This is a genomic window from Haloarcula argentinensis DSM 12282 (genome assembly GCA_000336895.1).
Taxonomy (GTDB): Archaea; Halobacteriota; Halobacteria; order Halobacteriales; family Haloarculaceae; genus Haloarcula; species Haloarcula argentinensis.
Window position 1 is genome coordinate 24,434 of record AOLX01000021.1, and the last position, 15,956, is coordinate 40,389.

The following is a 15,956-nucleotide window of genomic DNA, read 5'->3' on the forward strand; positions in this document are numbered from 1 at the left end:
CCGTGCAAAAGGGTTATATGATGGATTGAGTAAACTGTCGGTGAATAGGAACCGGTAAGATATGTCTACTGATTCACAGCCCGACGATACCATCGCCCAGGCGATCATTTCGGGGACGACGTACGAGCGACTCCGCTACGAACGCCACTCGTATCTCAGACAGACCGTCCCGCGGACGCTCGCGCTCCAGAGCGCCCTGCTTGGTGCGCTGGCGCTGTTACTACCGATCTACGGTCTGTATCCGGACAGCACCGCGGCGTTTTTGCCATCGATCGACCCCGCCATCGCCTCGCCGAAAGTGCTGTTACTCGGACTGTTCGGCGGGGCCTTGCAGTTGTTCGGTGCGACGTTGCTCGTCGGGTCAGTCCTCTACCGGGTCCGGCTCGCCCCGCTGACCGAGCGACAGGCGCACGCGGCGCTCAACGCCGAGGACTTCGCCCGCTACGTCGGTCTCGGAACCGGCGGCCTGGCAATCGTGCTCTCGCTTTGCCTGTTCGCCGTGGGTCTGGGCGGCGGTGACGCAGTGTCCGCATACGTCGCGTTCACGGGTCGGAACCCGTTCGTCGACTCCGGGTTCGGCCTGTCGGTTGGGGCCGTGTCGCTGTTCGCCTTCGTCGCCAGCGTGACGGTTTTTTACGCCTCGCGATATCTCCTCGTTCACCTCGCGCTGTTCCACCGCAACAGCGAATAAGCGGTCACCGTGAGGTATCGAACCGGTTGCGGTGACGACCTGAGTCGGCGGGGCTGTTTTCAGGCCTGCGGTCAACCGTGTTTATATGGTCACAAACGAGGGTGATACGTTCGATATCGGTGGGGAACTCACAGTCCGCCGGCTCGGCTTCGGCGCGATGCGGCTCACCGGCGAGGATATCATCGGCGAACCGGACGACGAGGCACACGCTCACAGCGTGCTGGAGCGAGCGGTCGAACTCGGCGTGGATTTCATCGACACGGCGGACTCGTACGGCCCGGGTGTCTCGGAGCGGCTCATCGGCGAGGCGCTCGATACCGAACGTGAGGACCTCGTCATCGCGACAAAAGGTGGTCTGCTCCGCAACACCGACGCCGACTGGCTGGCCCACGGCGACCCGGACTATCTGCGCAACGCCCAGTTGTGCTCACGGGACCGCCTGCGGATGGACCCCATCGACCTGTACCAGTACCACCGGCCAGACCCCGACACGTCGTTCGAGGACTCGATTCACGCGCTCGCTGAGATGAAAGACGAGGGACTGATTCGCCACGTCGGCGTCTCGAACGTCTCCGTCGACCAGCTGGACCGGGCCCGCGACATCGTCGACATCGCGACGGTTCAGAACCAGTACAACGTCGCCCACCGCGACGACGAGGACGTGTTAGAGGCGTGCGAGAGCTACGGTATCGGGTTCATTCCGTGGTTCCCGCTCGGCGCTGGCGACCTCGGCGACATCGACGGCATCGAGGAGATAGCACAGCGCCACGACGCCACACCCTACCAGATCGCACTGGCGTGGCTGCTGGGGCATTCGGACGTGACACTCCCGATTCCCGGCACAAGCAGCCTCGACCATCTTGAGCAGAACGTCGCCGCGAGCGCCATCGACCTCACTGCCGAGGAACTCGCCCAGTTATCCTGAAGCCGGCAGACGCCACCGGCATGGCGTCCGACGACCGCGACTGCGGCGGGACAGCGCTTGCCGATGACCACGGTTCTTTTGGTTCCTACCGCTGTACCCCGGGTATGACCACTGTTACCCTGGGTCCTGAGGGGACCTACTCCCACCGCGCCGCACAGGCAGTCACCGACGATGAGATCTCCTTCTCCGAGTCGGTGACCGCCATCGTCGAAGCCGTCGCCGACGGCGAGGCCGAGCGCGGCGTCGTCCCCGTCGAGAACAGCATCGAAGGCTCCGTCACGGAATCGCTCGACGCCTTCGCGGAGTACGACGTTGCCGTCGTCGAGGAGATCATCACGCCGATCCGCCACGCCCTGCTCGCACAGGACGACTCGTTCTCGCTGGTGGCCAGCCACGCCCAGGCGCTGGCCCAGTGTCGCGGCTGGCTCGACGAGCACTATCCAGGCGTCAATGTCGAGGCGGTTGCATCGACGGCCCGCGGCGTCGAGCGCGCCCGCGGTGACGCTGATATCGCCGCTATCGGCCACCCAGAGAACGCGACCAACGGCACCGAACTGAAAGTGCTCGCAGAGGACATTCAGGACCGGTCGTCGAACGCCACCCGCTTCGTCGTCGTCGCCCCCAAAAGCGAGCGCAGCGAGGCCGGCGGCAAGAGTTCCTTCATTGTCTACCCAGATGTCGATTACCCCGGACTCCTGCTCGAACTGCTGGAGCCGTTCGCCGACCGCGACATCAACCTCACCCGCGTCGAGTCCCGGCCAAGCGGTGAGCGGTTGGGCGACTACGTCTTCCACATCGACATCTCGGCCGGCCTCTACGAGCAGCGAACGCAGGACGCCCTCGCCGACATCGAAGACATCGCCGGGAAGGGCTGGGTCCGCCGGCTGGGGTCGTATGACTCCAAGACGGTCGTCAACTGAGCCGACGGGACACCGCCGGCCCTGCTTCAAGCGTTAAGTCCCGGGCCCGTGTACCCACACGTATGTCTGATCGCGATCCGTTCAGCGAGATCGAGCGCGCGTTCGATATGCTGGGAGAGCAGTTCGGCGTCGACATGGGCGCTGTCCCAGTCGACATCGTCGACGAGGGCGACACCTTTGTCGTTCACGCGGACCTGCCCGGCTACGATAGCGACGACATCGACGTTCAGCTCGTCGAGGACCGGAAGCTCACAATCAGCGCCACGTCGAGCCAGGAGCGGGAATCGACCGACGGCCAGTACATCCAGCGCGAGCGTCGGCAGCAGTCGCTGAGCCGGTCGGTCCGCCTCCCCGAGGCCGTCGACGAAGCGGAGACCACCGCGAGCTACGACAACGGCGTCCTCACGGTACGGCTGTCGAAGGTCGTCCACAGCGAGGACGACGACGGGACGGATATCCCCGTCAACTGACGATGGTACTTGAACCCGGTACCGACGTGCCGACGATCAGAGCGACTAACCAGCACGGCGACGCGGTCCAGCCGGGCTTCGAGCAGCCGACGGTGTTGTACTTCTATCCGGCAGACGACACCCCAGGCTGTACGACGGAGGCAGAACAGTTCGAGGAGCACGCAAAACGATTCGAGAACGCCGGCATCTCGGTGTACGGGGTCTCGACCGACGGCGTGGAGAGCCACCGCGACTTCGCCGAAGCGAACGGCCTCAGCTTCGACCTGTTGGCCGACCCCGAGGGACGGCTATGCGAGGCGTTCGACGTGCCGCTCATCGACGGCCGGAGCCAGCGGACGACGTACGTCATCGCGAAGGAACGCGTCGTCGCCGTCTACGAGCGGGTCGGCCCCGACGGCCACGCGGCGAGCGTCTTCGAGGACCTCGTCGATACTGGGGTGGTCAGCGCCGACTAGGCCGAGACAGGCGAAAATCGGACGACTGCGAGCTATTCTTCGATGTCGATGGCCGGGCGCCCGGGACCGGCTTTGCCGACGAGGTCGGGGTCTGCTTCCTCGGGACTCTGAACAATCACGTCAGCGCCGAACTCGCGTTCGACGAGCCACGCGGCCCGTTCGAGTGCCGCCTGCTCACGCTCGGGCGGCAGTTGCTCGTCCAGCGATTGCGCGCGGCCGGCCAGTTCCTTGGCGAAGTCCGCGGCCGCCTCGCCCTGCTCTCGCAGTTCCTCGTCCTGCATGACGGTGCCGACAACGTTGCCGTCAGCGTTCCGGGCGAGGTCGAGGACGCGGTGCTTCCACTCCGGTGCGACCGCGAGCGTGATCGTCTGTGGATCCTCGATACCGACTGTGTCGACAATGTCTCGGATATCCTCGCGGGTGTTCTCGATCAGCTGACGCTCCATTTCGTAGTCGGCGGGCGCCTCAGCGGCCGGCCACTCGGCCTCCGCGATGAGGTCGTCGTGGCCCAGTTCGGCCCACATCTCCTCAGCGGCGTGGGGGGCGACCGGAGCGAGCAGTTTCGCCGCCGTCGCCAGCCCGCGCTCGAAGGTGTCGGCGTCGGGGGTGGTCGCCTCCTGATACCGGCGCAGCAGCGACACCAGTTCCCGCACGGCCTGCAACGCGTGGTTGAACCGGAAGTCCTCGAACTCCGCCGTCGCGTTCGCTGCCGTCGCGTCGATTTCGCGGGCAACGTAGTCCGCGATGTCGTCCCCGTTCTCAGGGTCAGCGTCGGTTCCTGCCTCCCCGTCGGCGTACTCCGAGACCAGCGTGTACACGTTCTGGAGGAAGCTGTGGGCGGACTGGACGCCCTCGGGACTCCAAGCGAACTCCTTCTCCGGCTGGGCGGCCTCCATGATGAACAGCCGGGCCGTATCGGCCCCGTATTCCTCGATGATGCGCTGTGGCGAGACGCCGTTGCCCAAGCTCTTGGACATCTTGTTGCCGTCCTCGCCCAGCACCATCCCCTGGTTCGTGAGGTTGGTGAAGGGTTCGCGGACGCCGTTGACCATGTCGAGGTCGTCCAGCACTTTCGTGAAGAAGCGGGCGTACAGCAGGTGCATCACGGCGTGTTCGATGCCGCCGACGTACTGGTCGACCGGCATCCAGTCGCTGGCCCGCTCGGCGTCGAAGGGGGCCGCCTCCATTCCCGGCGAGGTGTACCGCATGAAGTACCACGAGGAGTCGACGAAGGTGTCCATCGTGTCCGTCTCCCGCACCGCGTCGGCTCCGCAGTCGGGGCAGGTCGTCTGCTTCCACTCCTCGGCAGCGTCGAGTGGATTCCCAGTAGTGTGGACGAACTCCGGCAGTTCGACCGGGAGGTCCTCGTCGGGGACCTCGACGTAGCCACAGTCGTCGCAGTGAATCATCGGAATCGGGGTGCCCCAGTAGCGCTGACGGGAGATACCCCAGTCCCGGAGGTTGTACTCCGTCCTGTGTTCGCCGTCGAACTCCTCGACGAAGCGGTCGCGGGCCTCGGCGCTCGCCAGCCCGTCGAACTCGCCGCTGTTGACAAGCACGCCGTCTTCAGGGTAGGCCGCTTCCTGTACGTCGATATCCTCGGGGTCGGCGTCCGCATCGTCGGTCGGTTCGACGACCTGCACGATATCGATGTCGTGGGCCTCCGCAAACTCGTGGTCGCGCTCATCGTGGGCCGGCACGGCGTACAGCGCACCGGTCCCCACGTCGGTCAGCACGTAGTCGGCGACGTAGACAGGGATCTCTTCGCCGGTGGCGGGATTGGTCGCGTACTCGCCGGTGAACACGCCGGAGGTCACGTCCAGTTCGTCCTCGTCGGCTTCCTCGGCCATCTCGATGTACTCGGCGACTTCGTCGTTATCCTCGGCGATCTCCTGCGCGACGGGATGGCCGGGGGCCAGCGAGAAGAAGGTCGCTCCGTGGATGGTGTCCAGACGGGTCGTGAAGATGTCGACCGCGCCGTGTTCGCCGACCTCGAAGGCGACGCTCGCGCCCGCTTGCTTGCCGATCCAGTTGCGCTGCATCTCCCGGACGTTGTTCGGCCAGCCGTCGAGGTCGTCAAGCGATTCCAGCAGTTCCTCGGCGTAGTCGGTGATGGTGAAGAACCACTGGTCCATCTCGCGGGCTTCGATGGGCGTGTCACACCGCCAGCAGAGCTCTTCTTCCCCTTCGACCTGCTCGTCCGCGAGGACGGTCTCACAGGAGGGACACCAGTTCAGCTCGGCGGCCTGGCGCTCGACCAGCCCTTCCTCGCGGAACTGCTTGAACAGCCACTGGTTCCACTGGTAGTACTCCGGCTCACAGGTCGCGAGTTCGCGGTCCCAGTCGTAGCCAAAGCCCATCTCCGTGAGCTGGTCGCGCATCGAGTCGATGCACTGCATCGTCCAGTCCCGCGGGTTGGTGTCCCGTTCCTCGGCGGCGTTCTCGGCGGGCAGACCGAAGGAGTCCCAGCCCATCGGGTGGAGGACGCTCTCGCCGCGCATCCGCTCGAAGCGGGCGTAGGCGTCCGTGATAGTGTAGTTCCGGACGTGGCCCATGTGGAGGCTTCCGGACGTGTAGGGGAACATCGCCAGGACGTACTCCGGGTCGGTCTCGTCGTCGTCGATCCGGAACACGTCGGCCTCGTCCCACGTGCGCTGCCACCGGGGCTCGATCTCCGTGTGATCGAACCACCGCTCGCGTTCCTCACCGGTCGTGGTCATGATATCGGAACATCCGGCAGCGACCGTGCTATACCTTTCCCTTCGGGAGGCTATCAGGGTCCGCCACACGAGCACACAGGCCGAGCGGGTGTGAATCCGGGGAACTGGCTTACCACAGAGCGGTACCGTCGCCGCAGGTCGACCAGCCGCCCGCTATCCGGGACAGTCGACGTTTCCGATGTCGAATCGAGCGCCGCCCGACTCGCTCTCCGACATCGAGATCGTCCAGCCCTGATCCGCGGCGACTCGGCGAGCGACGTAGAGTCCGAACCCGGTGTTCTCCGGGACGGCGGTGTGGCCCGCGTCGAACACACGCTCCGGCGGCTCGACATCGATACCCGGTCCGTCGTCGGCGACGAAGAAGCCGTCGGCCGTCGTGCCGACAGTGACGGTGACCGACGGTCCGGCGTGTTCGAGCGCATTCTGGAACAGGATCTGGAGCAACAGCCCGGCGGACTCCTGATCGGCGACGATACGGGTGTCCCCGTCGAACGTCAGGCACGCCTCGCTGTCAGCGAGCGTGTCCCACACCTCCCGACTGAGACGGGAGAGCCACACGTGTTTTCGCTTCGGGACCTGTTCGATCTCGTCGTGCTGGATAGAACCACTCGGGTCGCTCGTGGAGAGTTCGACCACGGTATCGATAATCGCAGAGATCTGTGAGAGCGACTCCTCGATGTCGGCGGTCGGCCCGTCGCAGTCGGCCAGCTCTTCGAGTCGCCCGTAGGCAATCTGGAGTTCGTTTCGGAGCTCGTGAGACGCCACGAGTGCGACTTTCACCATCCGTTCGTTCTGGCGGCGAAACGCGTGTTCGCGGAGCTTTCGTTCGGTGATATCCTGCGTGTGTCCGACGATTCCCCGAACGTCCCCGTCGGAATCGTACCACGGCATCTTGCGGGTGCGGACGTACGACGCGTCGAGATCGAGGAATTCCTCTACTTCGATCTGGTCCGTTTCTTCCTCGATGACGTCCATTTCATCACGCAGGGCCGCTTTCGCGTGCTCATCAGCCAGTTCCGGAACTTCGACGTCGGTGAGGCCGAGTCGGTCGGTCGGCTCGTTGAACCCCCGGCCCAACAGGACGTGTCGAGCCTGCTCGTCTTTCGCGTACAGGTGATCCGGTATCTCGTTGAACAGGGAAAGCAACAGCGTCTCCATCGGGGACGGTGGGCGTCCGGCGACAGTCGGTGGCTCGGCGTCGAGGCTGTCTCGGATGGCAGCGGCGACAGCATCTTCGAGATGGCCCGACGGCTCAACGGCCGTCACGTCGAGGGCATCCGGGACCGCCGCCGGGTCTTCGCCAACGACGATCACCGGTAGGTCGGGAAACAGCTTCCTGACGCCGTACGCGATATCGGTTCCCGACTGGTCATCGACTGTTTCGGGCAGAACAAGCGCATGGAACGCCGAATGGGTGAGCGTATCAAAGAGGGCCGTGAGATCCGACAGTTGCGTGATCGACGCCGGCGTCTCGGCGAGGGCGGATTCGAGAGCCGACGTATCCAGCCCGTCGGTCGTGACGACTAAGACAGGTTTGCTACCCATGGTGCGTTCCCGGTGAGCGTACTGTTGCGTGTGGCGGATTGTCACTGTTTCGGGCGTGTCGAACCGGCAGCGTCGCCGGGACGCCGTCCGAGAGAGCGGCACCCCACACAAGATTTTTGCCGGACTCGCCAAGTATCAGGGATGTATGGTACACTGCCCTGATTGTGAGACCTCGCTCGAAACGGCCGACGACATCGATTTCGTCGAAGTGGACGCCGTCACCGGCTTCATCAAAGCCTCCAAGCGCTTTTACACCGCCAACTGCGCAGCCTGTGGTGTGACTATCGGTAGCGGCGTCGCCGGCGCGAAGTCCAACGGAGGTGCGGCCTGATGGTTCACTGTCCCGAATGCGATGCGGAGATGAACGCTCAGGAGGACGTGGAGTTCCTCGACATGGAGTCGACGACCGGCTTCTTTACTGCCTCAAAGCGGTTCTACCTCGTCGCCTGTGACAACTGCGGGGCCGCTATCGGCAGCGGCGTCGCCGGTGCGATGTAACTGTCGGGCCTAGGCTTATACACGTCTCAATGCAAGAGAAGGTATGGCAAAATCACCTGACGACGAGGCGGAAGACAGCGGACGACTGCCGAAGGCCCTCCGGTCGGTCACGCCGGGGACGGGTAGCCGTCGCAACGAGGAGATGGACGTGTTCGGCTGGGGGATGCTCGCCGGCCTGCTCGTCCTGCTGGTCCCGCTCTTGCCGTTTATTATCATCGTCTGGGGCATCTCGAAAGTGACCGAGATGCTCACTCCCTCGACGTAATCAGGTCGCGTCGGTGTCGACAAGTGAGAACGCCGTTCCGTCGCCATCGTCGCTGGCGTTCTCGTAGACGACGTGTGCGGCTGCAACGTCCTGGATAGCCAGCCCCGTTGAGTCGAAAAGCGTGATCCCGTCGTCGTCGGTCCGCCCCGAAAGCGTGCCCGCAACGATGTCTCCGAGTTCCCCGTGGAGGTCAGTATCGGTCAGGACACCCCCGCCCCACGGGACGTTGATTTCGCCGGAGTGAGTACACTGCTCGTAATTGTCGATGACGAGTTTCGCGTCGAGGAGCGTGCGTTCGTCGTGTTCCTGCTTGCCGGCGGCGTCGGCCCCGATGGCGTTGACGTGTGTGCGCTCGCCGAGCCACTCACGGTCCACGATGGGCGACTCGACGGGCGTAATCGTCGATAGCACGTCACAGCCAGCGGCGTCCTCGATGGGACCCGCCCGCACGTCGAACCGGTCGGTGAACGTGTCGACGAACGCCTGCTGTTTCTCTGTATCCCGGTCGGCGACGACCACCGTCTCGATGTCTCGGACCACCGAAATAGCGTCCAGTTGCGTGTACGCCTGCGTGCCGGCCCCGACCAGTCCGAGCGAGTCCGCGTCAGCAACGGCGAGGTGGTCGGTCGCGACGGCGGCCGCCGCCCCGGTCCGCAAGCGCGTCAGGACGGTACCGTCCATCACAGCCAGCGGGAACGCCGTCTCGGGGTCCGAGTAGATGAGCGTCCCAAGAACGGTCGGCAGATCGTGATCTCGGGGGTTGTCCAGATGGACGTTGACCCACTTGATCGCGACGGCATCCCACGTCTCGGCGTTGACGTAGGCCGGCATCGACCTGAAGTCGCCGTTGTACTGCGGCAAATCGATGTAGGACTTGGCCGGCATGATTGTGCTCTCCCTGGCATCGGCGGCGAAGGCCGCGGCAACCGCGTTGATGACTGCCGGCATCGCCGCGTGATCCTCAACCGCGTCCGCGCCGAGAAGCAGCGTCTGCATACGGTATGTTGACACTCAACGATACTTAGTCCTCCGCCGTCACAGAGGTTATATCACCACGCAACCAGTCATCGGTATGCGTCGCGGGGTGGCGGTTGCTGTGGTCTGTCTTTGTCTGCTGAGCGCCGGGTGTACCGGTCTGTTCGGGGACGGTGCGGCCGCTAGAGAGACAGGGACACCAGCTCCGGTCCCGACTGCAGATGCACCGACATCTCCGGCACAGCGTGCCCCGGGCGTCGTCGGCGACCGCGTCGTCAACGCCACCGCGCTCGGCCGCGCCCACGTCAGCCACCTCTCGAACACCTCCTATCGAGTCCACCACACCAGAACCGTGATGAACGGCAGCGGCCTGCACAAGCGAGTCCGAACCCGTGCCAGTATCGGCGCGGGTTACGAGTCGTACACGGCCACCCGAACGGTCACCGGACAGGGCGTGACACCGCGTGAGATTCACAGCACCTGGCGGGACGGCCGTGCGCTCAGACGGACGACCGTCAACGGGTCGACATCGACAGAGGTGGTCGCGGACAGCCGTGGTATCGGTGGCCCGCCGCACTCACCTCGGGCCGCACTGTTCTTCGAACCCACGTTCAACGGGCGTCTCATGGCGTTGCTTTCCGCCACCAACATCACGTCTATCCGCCCCGGCGATGAGGTCATCAAGCAACTGTACGGCGTTTCGTTGTATCGCATCAAAGGAACCGGGTCGGCCGACAGCAGCGCGATTGCCACCCGCTCCGTCGACCGTGTGACCAACGTCTCCTTCTCGGCAACCGTGACGCCGAGCGGCATCGTTCGGAGTTACGCGCTCCAGTACACGATCAACAACAGAACAGAGACCCGCCGAGTAACCGAGATCCTCCGCTACAGTGACCTCGGGACGACAGACGTGGTGTTCGACGACCGACGCCGTCAAAACCGAACAACACAGCCCGACTGATGCGAGCGACGGCTGGACGCTGTCGAAGTGTCCAAAACGGAGAGCGGCCCCCACCCGCTGTCACCAGTCCGTCCCACCAAACGGACCGGGACAGTCGATACTTCGCAGTAAGATACCTAACTGTGTCTCCAGTTTCACGTCTCGATATCGGCGATGTCACAGCGTCGCCGTAGTTGGAAGCTGACTGTAATCGATGAAACGATCGTCTGCAGGTCGGTTCGAAAGCGACGCACGCCCAGCGGAGCTGCGTGGGCGTTCGTTCAGAAAGTCTGCGTCCGATCAGCTACGTTGCTCGCGGGTCGCTGCGTTCGCCGCTCACTATTCGAGGGCCCTCACTTCGTTCGGCCCCTCGCTTACATCATGCCGCCCATACCGCCGCCCATGCCGCCCATACCGCCAGGAGCGCCACCGGGGCCGCCGGGGCCGCCTTCGTCGCCGCCGGAGGTCGAGAGCTCGCCGGCAGCGATGATGTCGTCGATCTTGAGGACCAGGTTCGCGGCCTCTGCAGCCGAGGAAATCGCCTGTCGCTTGGCGTGGGCTGGCTCGACGACGCCGGTGTCGAGCGTGTTCTCGACGTCACCGGAGAAGACGTTCAGGCCGGCGCTGACGTCGCCGTCCTCGTGGGCGGCGCGCAGGTCGACCAGCGTGTCGATGCTGTCGAGACCAGCGTTCTCTGCGAGGGTGCGCGGAATGATCTCCAGCGCGTCGGCGAAGGACTCGATGGCGAGCTGTTCGCGGCCTTCGACGCTGTCGGCGTAGTCGCGGAGCCGGCGGGCGACTTCGACTTCGGGCGCGCCGCCGCCACCGAGGACGCTGCCGTTGGCGACGGTGGACGCGACAACATCGAGCGCGTCCGTGACACCACGTTCGAGTTCGTCGACGACGTGGTCGGTCGAGCCACGGAGCAGGAGAGTGACACCGTGGGCCCCCTCGCCGCTACCCTCGACGTAGAACAGGCCTTCGGCGTCGTCGCGGGTGACGGAGCCGTGGCCGAGGTCTTCCGCGGTCGCGGAGTCGAGGTCGGAGACGATACGGGCACCCAGAACCTCTTTGAGGAACTCGATGTCGGACTTCTTGGCGCGGCGGACGGCCAGAATACCCTTCTCGGCAAGGTAGTGCTGGGCCATGTCGTCGATGCCCTTCTGGCAGAAGACGACATCAGCGCCGGTGTCGGCGATCTGGTCGACCATCTGCTTGAGCTGCTCCTCTTCCTTGTCGAGGAAGTTCTGGAGCTGGCTCGGGTCGTCGACGGAGAGCTGGGCGTCGACTTCGGTCTCGTCGAGTTCGATAGCCGTGTCGACGAGCAGGACGTCGGCGTCGTCGACTTCGGTCGGCATCTCCTCGTGGACCGGGTCCTTGTCGATGACCGCGCCTTCGAGGAGCTCGGAGTTGCCGGCGGAGCTGCCGGTCTGGGTCTCGATGTTGAGGTATTCGAGGTCGGCGACGACGGAGCCGTCGTCGGCCTCGACGGTCACGGCGTTGACCGCGTCGACGATGATCTGGGCGAGCAGCTCCTTGTTGAGCTCCGCGCCCTTGCCCGTCATCGAGGTCTCGGCGACTTTCTTCAGGAGTTCCTCGTCGTCGGGGTCGACTTCCGTAGCGATGTCGTCGAGTTCGTCCTTGGCCTGCGTGGCGGCCATGTTGAACCCTTTGATGATCGCCGTCGGGTGGATGTCCTGTTCGAGGAGGTCCTCGGCGTTCTTGAGGAGTTCGCCTGCGATGGCGACGGCGGAGGTGGTACCGTCACCGGCCTCGTCTTCCTGTGTCTCGGCAACCTCGACGATCATCGAGGCTGTCGGGTTGTCGATGTCCATCTCCGAGAGGATAGTGACGCCGTCGTTCGTGACGGTGACGTCACCCATCGAGGAGACGAGCATCTTGTCCATCCCCTTCGGGCCGAGCGTCGAGCGTACCGACTCGGCGACCGCGCGAGCGGCCGAGATGTTGTGTTCCTGTGCAGACTTGTCCTTCATCCGCTGGGAGTCCTCTCCCAGGATGATCATCGGCTGGCCCTGCATCTGGCGTTGGCTCATAATCAAGCGAAGATTGCATGTGGTTCTATATAAAAGTAGGGGTTATAGGGCGCTCAGCGGTCACCGGTTGCCCAAGCTAGAACGGGTGAAATCACCCGACAGAGGTGGTACTGGCTGTTAGTAGTGGTAGCTGTTGGCACGCCACATCAGAACGACGGCGACCTGTTTATATATTCACTCGATGGGTTCCGTCCAGTGGACCGTGACCGATCCGACGACGAATGCGTCCTTCGAATCGGTGTCCCGGCGGAACTGAATCGTGTTCTCGCCGAGGTGCAGTTGCTCGGGCGCGATCGTGTCCATCCAGAGCTGCCACCCCTCACCTAGCGCGATGTCGAACCCCGACAGCGGTTCACCGTTGACGACGATTTCGTGGTCGAAGTCCTCGACATCGTAGACCTGCATCTCGACGTACGGGTCCGCCGCCGACGAGGTGGGGATGTCGAAGGAAACCGGATCGGTCGAATCACCGGTGTACTCGGCCCACGGAACGTCGAGCGAGTCCGCCGACGGACCGAGGTGCTGCTGGAACTGACAGAGCGCGTAGTTGGCGCGACGTGACATACAGCCTACGTCTCCCGGGCGGCATAAAAATCAGTGGCCGGTCGCGCTCTACTCCGCGCAATCGCGGCACGGGCAAGAGAGCGGAGCGCCTATGAGTGGCCGGCTGTTGCCTCCGGTATGGACGCTGCGCTTGGCCCGCCCGAGAAGATGGCCGAGCTCGAAGAGGACCTGACGCCGATGATGGCACAGTACTACGAGCTGTGCCGGCAGTACGACGACGCGCTGGTCCTCTTTCAGGTCGGGGACTTCTACGAGGCCTTCTGTGCGGCCGCGAAACGGGTCGCACGGCTGTGTGAGATCACGCTGACCCAGCGCGAGGACTCGACAGGCGAGTACCCGATGGCCGGCATCCCCATCGACAACGCCGAGTCGTACGTCGAGACATTGCTGGACGCGGGCTACCGGGTCGCCATCGCCGATCAGGTCGAGGACCCCGACGAGGTCAGCGGCGTGGTCGAGCGAGCAGTGACGCGAATCGTCACTCCCGGCACGCTCACGGAGAGCGAACTGCTGGGCGGGGCGGACAACAACTACGTCGCGGCTCTGACCGCCGGTGAGCGGTACGGGCTGGCATTACTGGATATCTCGACCGGAGACTGCTACGCGACCAGTGTCGGTTCCGAAAGCGCTGTCGCCGACGAACTCAGCCGGTTTGGCCCGGCAGAAGCCATCGTCGGGCCAGACATCGACGTGGACCGGGACGCCGTCTTCGGGCCGGCCTGTCTGGTGACGCGCTACGACGCGGACGCCTTCGCCCGGGACCGCGCCGAGGACCGCGTGGGGCAGTACTTCGGCCCGCCGGAGCGCCTGCTCGCCGGCGGCGCCGAGATCCGGGCCTGTGGCGGTCTGCTGGCCTATGCGGAGTACACCCGCGGCAGCAGCGGCGCAGTCGGCCCGGACGGCGAGCCGGTCGACCCGGACGTGGACCCGGCCGGCACGCTCGACTACCTCAACCACCTTACGCGGTACGACCCGCGGGAGTACATGCTGCTGGACGCCGTGGCCGTCGAAAGTCTCGAACTGTTCGAGCGGCGCTCGGTCCGGGGCCACGAAAACCGCACGCTCGTCGATACAGTCGACGAGACGGCGTGTGCGCTGGGACGGCGGAAACTGACCGACTGGCTCCGGCGGCCGCTGCTCGACGCCGACCGCATCGAGGCCCGCCACGGCGCGGTCGCGGAACTCCAGCGCGACCCCGCCACCAGAGAGGCACTCTCGGGCCTGCTCGCGGAGGTGTACGACCTCGAACGACTCATTTCACGTGTCTCGCGTGGCCGGGCGAACGCCCGTGACCTCCGGTCGCTGGCGGCAACGTTATCCGTCGTCCCCGAAATTCGCGACCAGCTCGCCGACGCCGACGCCCGCCTGCTTGCGGACCTGCACGCGACGCTCGATCCACTGACCGAGACCCGCGAGGAAATTGAGGCGGCGATTCGCCCGGACCCGCCACAGCAGGTGACCGAGGGCGGCGTCGTCCGCGAGGGCTACGACGAGGAACTGGACCGGCTGCGCTCGACCGAGCAGTCCGGCAAGGCGTGGATCGACGAACTGGAAGCGAGCGAGCGCGAGCGGACCGGCATCGACTCGCTGAAGGTCGGTCACAACTCCGTTCACGGCTACTACATCGAGGTGACCAACGCCAACCTCGATTCCGTCCCCGAGGACTACCAGCGCCGCCAGACGCTGAAAAACAGCGAGCGCTACTACACGCCGGAGCTCAAGGAGCGCGAAGAGGAGATCTTACGCGCCGAGAGCGCGGCCGACGACCTGGAGTACGACCTGTTCTGTGCGGTCCGGGACGAGGTAGCCGACGAGGCCGAGCGCGTGCAAGCACTGGCCGACCGCCTCGCCCGCCTCGACGTACTGGTCTCATTCGCCGAAGTCGCAGCGCAGTACGACTACTGCCGACCCACCGTCGGCAGCGACGGCATCGACATCACCGCCGGCCGCCACCCGGTCGTTGAGCGGACCGAGGACGCCTTCGTCCCCAACGACACGCATCTGGGGAGCGGTCCGCTTCGGGAAAGCGGCGACTCGGAGCCGGACGAGGGTGACACGGCAACCGACGAACAGAGCGAGGGTGAAGCCCCTGACATCCAAGACCCGTTCCTCGCCGTCGTTACGGGACCGAACATGAGCGGGAAGTCGACGTATATGCGGCAGGTCGCACTCATTTGCTTGCTCGCACAGGCGGGTGGCTTCGTTCCCGCGAATGCGGCCGCCCTCCCGATTCTCGACCGCGTGTTTACCCGCGTTGGAGCCAGCGACGACATCGCCGGTGGCCGCTCGACGTTCATGATCGAGATGACCGAGCTGGCGACGATTCTCGACGCGGCGACCGCCGACTCGCTGGTGCTGCTAGACGAGGTCGGCCGCGGCACGTCGACGGCTGACGGGCTTGCTATCGCCCGCGCCGTCACCGAACATCTCCACGACGAGATCGGCGCGTACACGCTGTTTGCGACGCACCACCACGACCTAACTGCCGTCGCCGCGGCGCTGCCCGGCGCGACCAACCGCCACTTCGAGACCAGCCGCGAGGACAGCGACGTTCGCTTCGACCACGAACTCGCGCCCGGGCCCGCGGCGGCCTCCTACGGCGTCGAGGTGGCGAGCATGGCCGGCGTGCCCGAATCCGTCGTCGAACGGTCGCGGGACCTTCTGGTGGATGCCGAGGCGGCTGACTCCGACGCGGATTCCGCCGCCACGGAGACGACTGGCCCGACGGAGAACGGAACAGCGTCGGCCTCGACCAGAGAGGGTGGAGCGGACGGCCACACGCAGGAGACGCTTCGGACGAACGGGGCCGCCGTCGAGGAGGAGTTCCCGGAATCAGTTGTACAGCAGTTGGCCTCGCTCGATGTCGCGACGATGACGCCGATAGAGGCGATGAACGTACTCGCCGAGCTACAGGACCGACTCGAATAACAGCAG

General features: G+C 64.9%; 15 protein-coding genes. 10 read left to right on the top strand and 5 right to left on the bottom strand.

Annotated features, from left to right (window positions below; all coding sequences use genetic code 11):
* Window positions 1-61: 61 nt before the first annotated feature.
* The 5 genes from C443_RS11530 (at window position 62) to C443_RS11550 (ending at window position 3,461) form a co-directional block, all read left to right on the top strand.
* Window positions 62-691, top strand: coding sequence for a hypothetical protein (locus tag C443_RS11530; protein WP_005536521.1), 630 nt, complete (start codon window positions 62-64; stop codon window positions 689-691).
* Window positions 692-776: 85 nt separating this feature from the next.
* Window positions 777-1,616 (top strand): aldo/keto reductase, encoded by an 840-nt coding sequence (locus C443_RS11535; RefSeq protein ID WP_005536522.1) that lies wholly within the window; start codon window positions 777-779, stop codon window positions 1,614-1,616.
* Window positions 1,617-1,720: 104 nt separating this feature from the next.
* On the top strand, window positions 1,721-2,536 hold the full coding sequence (pheA, locus tag C443_RS11540; RefSeq protein ID WP_005536524.1) for a prephenate dehydratase: 816 nt from the start codon (window positions 1,721-1,723) through the stop codon (window positions 2,534-2,536).
* Between the two features lie 62 nt (window positions 2,537-2,598).
* Window positions 2,599-3,006: an Hsp20/alpha crystallin family protein gene (locus C443_RS11545; RefSeq protein WP_005536525.1), complete on the top strand. Its 408-nt coding sequence runs from the start codon at window positions 2,599-2,601 to the stop codon at window positions 3,004-3,006.
* A 2-nt stretch (window positions 3,007-3,008) separates the two neighbouring features.
* The gene (locus tag C443_RS11550) at window positions 3,009-3,461 is read left to right on the top strand and encodes a peroxiredoxin (protein WP_005536526.1); all 453 of its coding nucleotides are present in this window, start codon (window positions 3,009-3,011) and stop codon (window positions 3,459-3,461) included.
* A 32-nt stretch (window positions 3,462-3,493) separates the two neighbouring features.
* Here C443_RS11550 and leuS read toward each other — a convergent pair whose 3' ends face one another.
* Both leuS and C443_RS11560 read right to left on the bottom strand, forming a co-directional pair.
* On the bottom strand, window positions 3,494-6,181 hold the full coding sequence (gene leuS, locus C443_RS11555) for a leucine--tRNA ligase (RefSeq protein WP_005536527.1): 2,688 nt from the start codon (window positions 6,179-6,181) through the stop codon (window positions 3,494-3,496).
* Window positions 6,182-6,334: 153 nt separating this feature from the next.
* Window positions 6,335-7,726 carry a sensor histidine kinase gene (locus C443_RS11560; RefSeq protein WP_005536528.1) on the bottom strand — a complete coding sequence of 464 codons (1,392 nt, stop codon included), beginning with the start codon at window positions 7,724-7,726 and terminating at the stop codon, window positions 6,335-6,337.
* Between the two features lie 145 nt (window positions 7,727-7,871).
* Here C443_RS11560 and C443_RS11565 point away from each other — a divergent pair, with 145 nt between their 5' ends.
* From C443_RS11565 to C443_RS11570, 3 genes are read left to right on the top strand one after another with little or no spacing between them, the layout of a single operon-like run.
* Window positions 7,872-8,057 (top strand): hypothetical protein, encoded by a 186-nt coding sequence (locus C443_RS11565; RefSeq protein ID WP_005536530.1) that lies wholly within the window; start codon window positions 7,872-7,874, stop codon window positions 8,055-8,057.
* Window positions 8,057-8,224, top strand: coding sequence for a hypothetical protein (locus C443_RS21705; RefSeq protein WP_005536532.1), 168 nt, complete (start codon window positions 8,057-8,059; stop codon window positions 8,222-8,224). The genes C443_RS11565 and C443_RS21705 overlap by 1 nt, the downstream gene beginning before the upstream one ends.
* A gap of 43 nt (window positions 8,225-8,267) precedes the next feature.
* Entirely contained in the window at window positions 8,268-8,489 is a 222-nt protein-coding gene (locus C443_RS11570) for a DUF7535 family protein (protein ID WP_005536533.1), read from the top strand.
* On the opposite strand, the gene C443_RS11575 is transcribed toward C443_RS11570, so the two are convergent.
* The gene (locus C443_RS11575; RefSeq protein ID WP_005536535.1) at window positions 8,490-9,485 is read right to left on the bottom strand and encodes an alanine dehydrogenase; all 996 of its coding nucleotides are present in this window, start codon (window positions 9,483-9,485) and stop codon (window positions 8,490-8,492) included. It lies immediately after the preceding gene.
* A gap of 76 nt (window positions 9,486-9,561) precedes the next feature.
* Between C443_RS11575 and C443_RS11580 the strand changes: the two genes are divergently transcribed.
* The gene (locus C443_RS11580) at window positions 9,562-10,425 is read left to right on the top strand and encodes a hypothetical protein (RefSeq protein ID WP_005536536.1); all 864 of its coding nucleotides are present in this window, start codon (window positions 9,562-9,564) and stop codon (window positions 10,423-10,425) included.
* Between the two features lie 353 nt (window positions 10,426-10,778).
* Here C443_RS11580 and thsB read toward each other — a convergent pair whose 3' ends face one another.
* Both thsB and C443_RS11590 read right to left on the bottom strand, forming a co-directional pair.
* The gene (thsB, locus tag C443_RS11585) at window positions 10,779-12,458 is read right to left on the bottom strand and encodes a thermosome subunit beta (protein ID WP_049944029.1); all 1,680 of its coding nucleotides are present in this window, start codon (window positions 12,456-12,458) and stop codon (window positions 10,779-10,781) included.
* A 174-nt stretch (window positions 12,459-12,632) separates the two neighbouring features.
* Complete coding sequence (locus tag C443_RS11590) at window positions 12,633-13,022, bottom strand: DUF7383 domain-containing protein (RefSeq protein WP_005536540.1); 390 nt, start codon at window positions 13,020-13,022, stop codon at window positions 12,633-12,635.
* Between the two features lie 117 nt (window positions 13,023-13,139).
* Between C443_RS11590 and mutS the strand changes: the two genes are divergently transcribed.
* Complete coding sequence (gene mutS / locus C443_RS11595) at window positions 13,140-15,950, top strand: DNA mismatch repair protein MutS (protein ID WP_005536541.1); 2,811 nt, start codon at window positions 13,140-13,142, stop codon at window positions 15,948-15,950.
* Window positions 15,951-15,956: the final 6 nt, after the last annotated feature.

Coding starts and splice junctions, on each gene's coding strand:
- C443_RS11575 (WP_005536535.1), bottom strand. CDS start 9,485: ATGCAGACGCTGCTTCTCGGCGCGGACGCGGTTGAGGATCACGCGGCG.
- C443_RS11590 (WP_005536540.1), bottom strand. CDS start 13,022: ATGTCACGTCGCGCCAACTACGCGCTCTGTCAGTTCCAGCAGCACCTC.
- mutS (WP_005536541.1), top strand. CDS start 13,140: ATGGACGCTGCGCTTGGCCCGCCCGAGAAGATGGCCGAGCTCGAAGAG.
- C443_RS11545 (WP_005536525.1), top strand. CDS start 2,599: ATGTCTGATCGCGATCCGTTCAGCGAGATCGAGCGCGCGTTCGATATG.
- leuS (WP_005536527.1), bottom strand. CDS start 6,181: ATGACCACGACCGGTGAGGAACGCGAGCGGTGGTTCGATCACACGGAG.
- C443_RS11530 (WP_005536521.1), top strand. CDS start 62: ATGTCTACTGATTCACAGCCCGACGATACCATCGCCCAGGCGATCATT.
- C443_RS11550 (WP_005536526.1), top strand. CDS start 3,009: ATGGTACTTGAACCCGGTACCGACGTGCCGACGATCAGAGCGACTAAC.
- C443_RS11565 (WP_005536530.1), top strand. CDS start 7,872: ATGGTACACTGCCCTGATTGTGAGACCTCGCTCGAAACGGCCGACGAC.
- thsB (WP_049944029.1), bottom strand. CDS start 12,458: ATGAGCCAACGCCAGATGCAGGGCCAGCCGATGATCATCCTGGGAGAG.
- C443_RS11570 (WP_005536533.1), top strand. CDS start 8,268: ATGGCAAAATCACCTGACGACGAGGCGGAAGACAGCGGACGACTGCCG.
- C443_RS11560 (WP_005536528.1), bottom strand. CDS start 7,726: ATGGGTAGCAAACCTGTCTTAGTCGTCACGACCGACGGGCTGGATACG.
- C443_RS11580 (WP_005536536.1), top strand. CDS start 9,562: ATGCGTCGCGGGGTGGCGGTTGCTGTGGTCTGTCTTTGTCTGCTGAGC.
- pheA (WP_005536524.1), top strand. CDS start 1,721: ATGACCACTGTTACCCTGGGTCCTGAGGGGACCTACTCCCACCGCGCC.
- C443_RS11535 (WP_005536522.1), top strand. CDS start 777: ATGGTCACAAACGAGGGTGATACGTTCGATATCGGTGGGGAACTCACA.
- C443_RS21705 (WP_005536532.1), top strand. CDS start 8,057: ATGGTTCACTGTCCCGAATGCGATGCGGAGATGAACGCTCAGGAGGAC.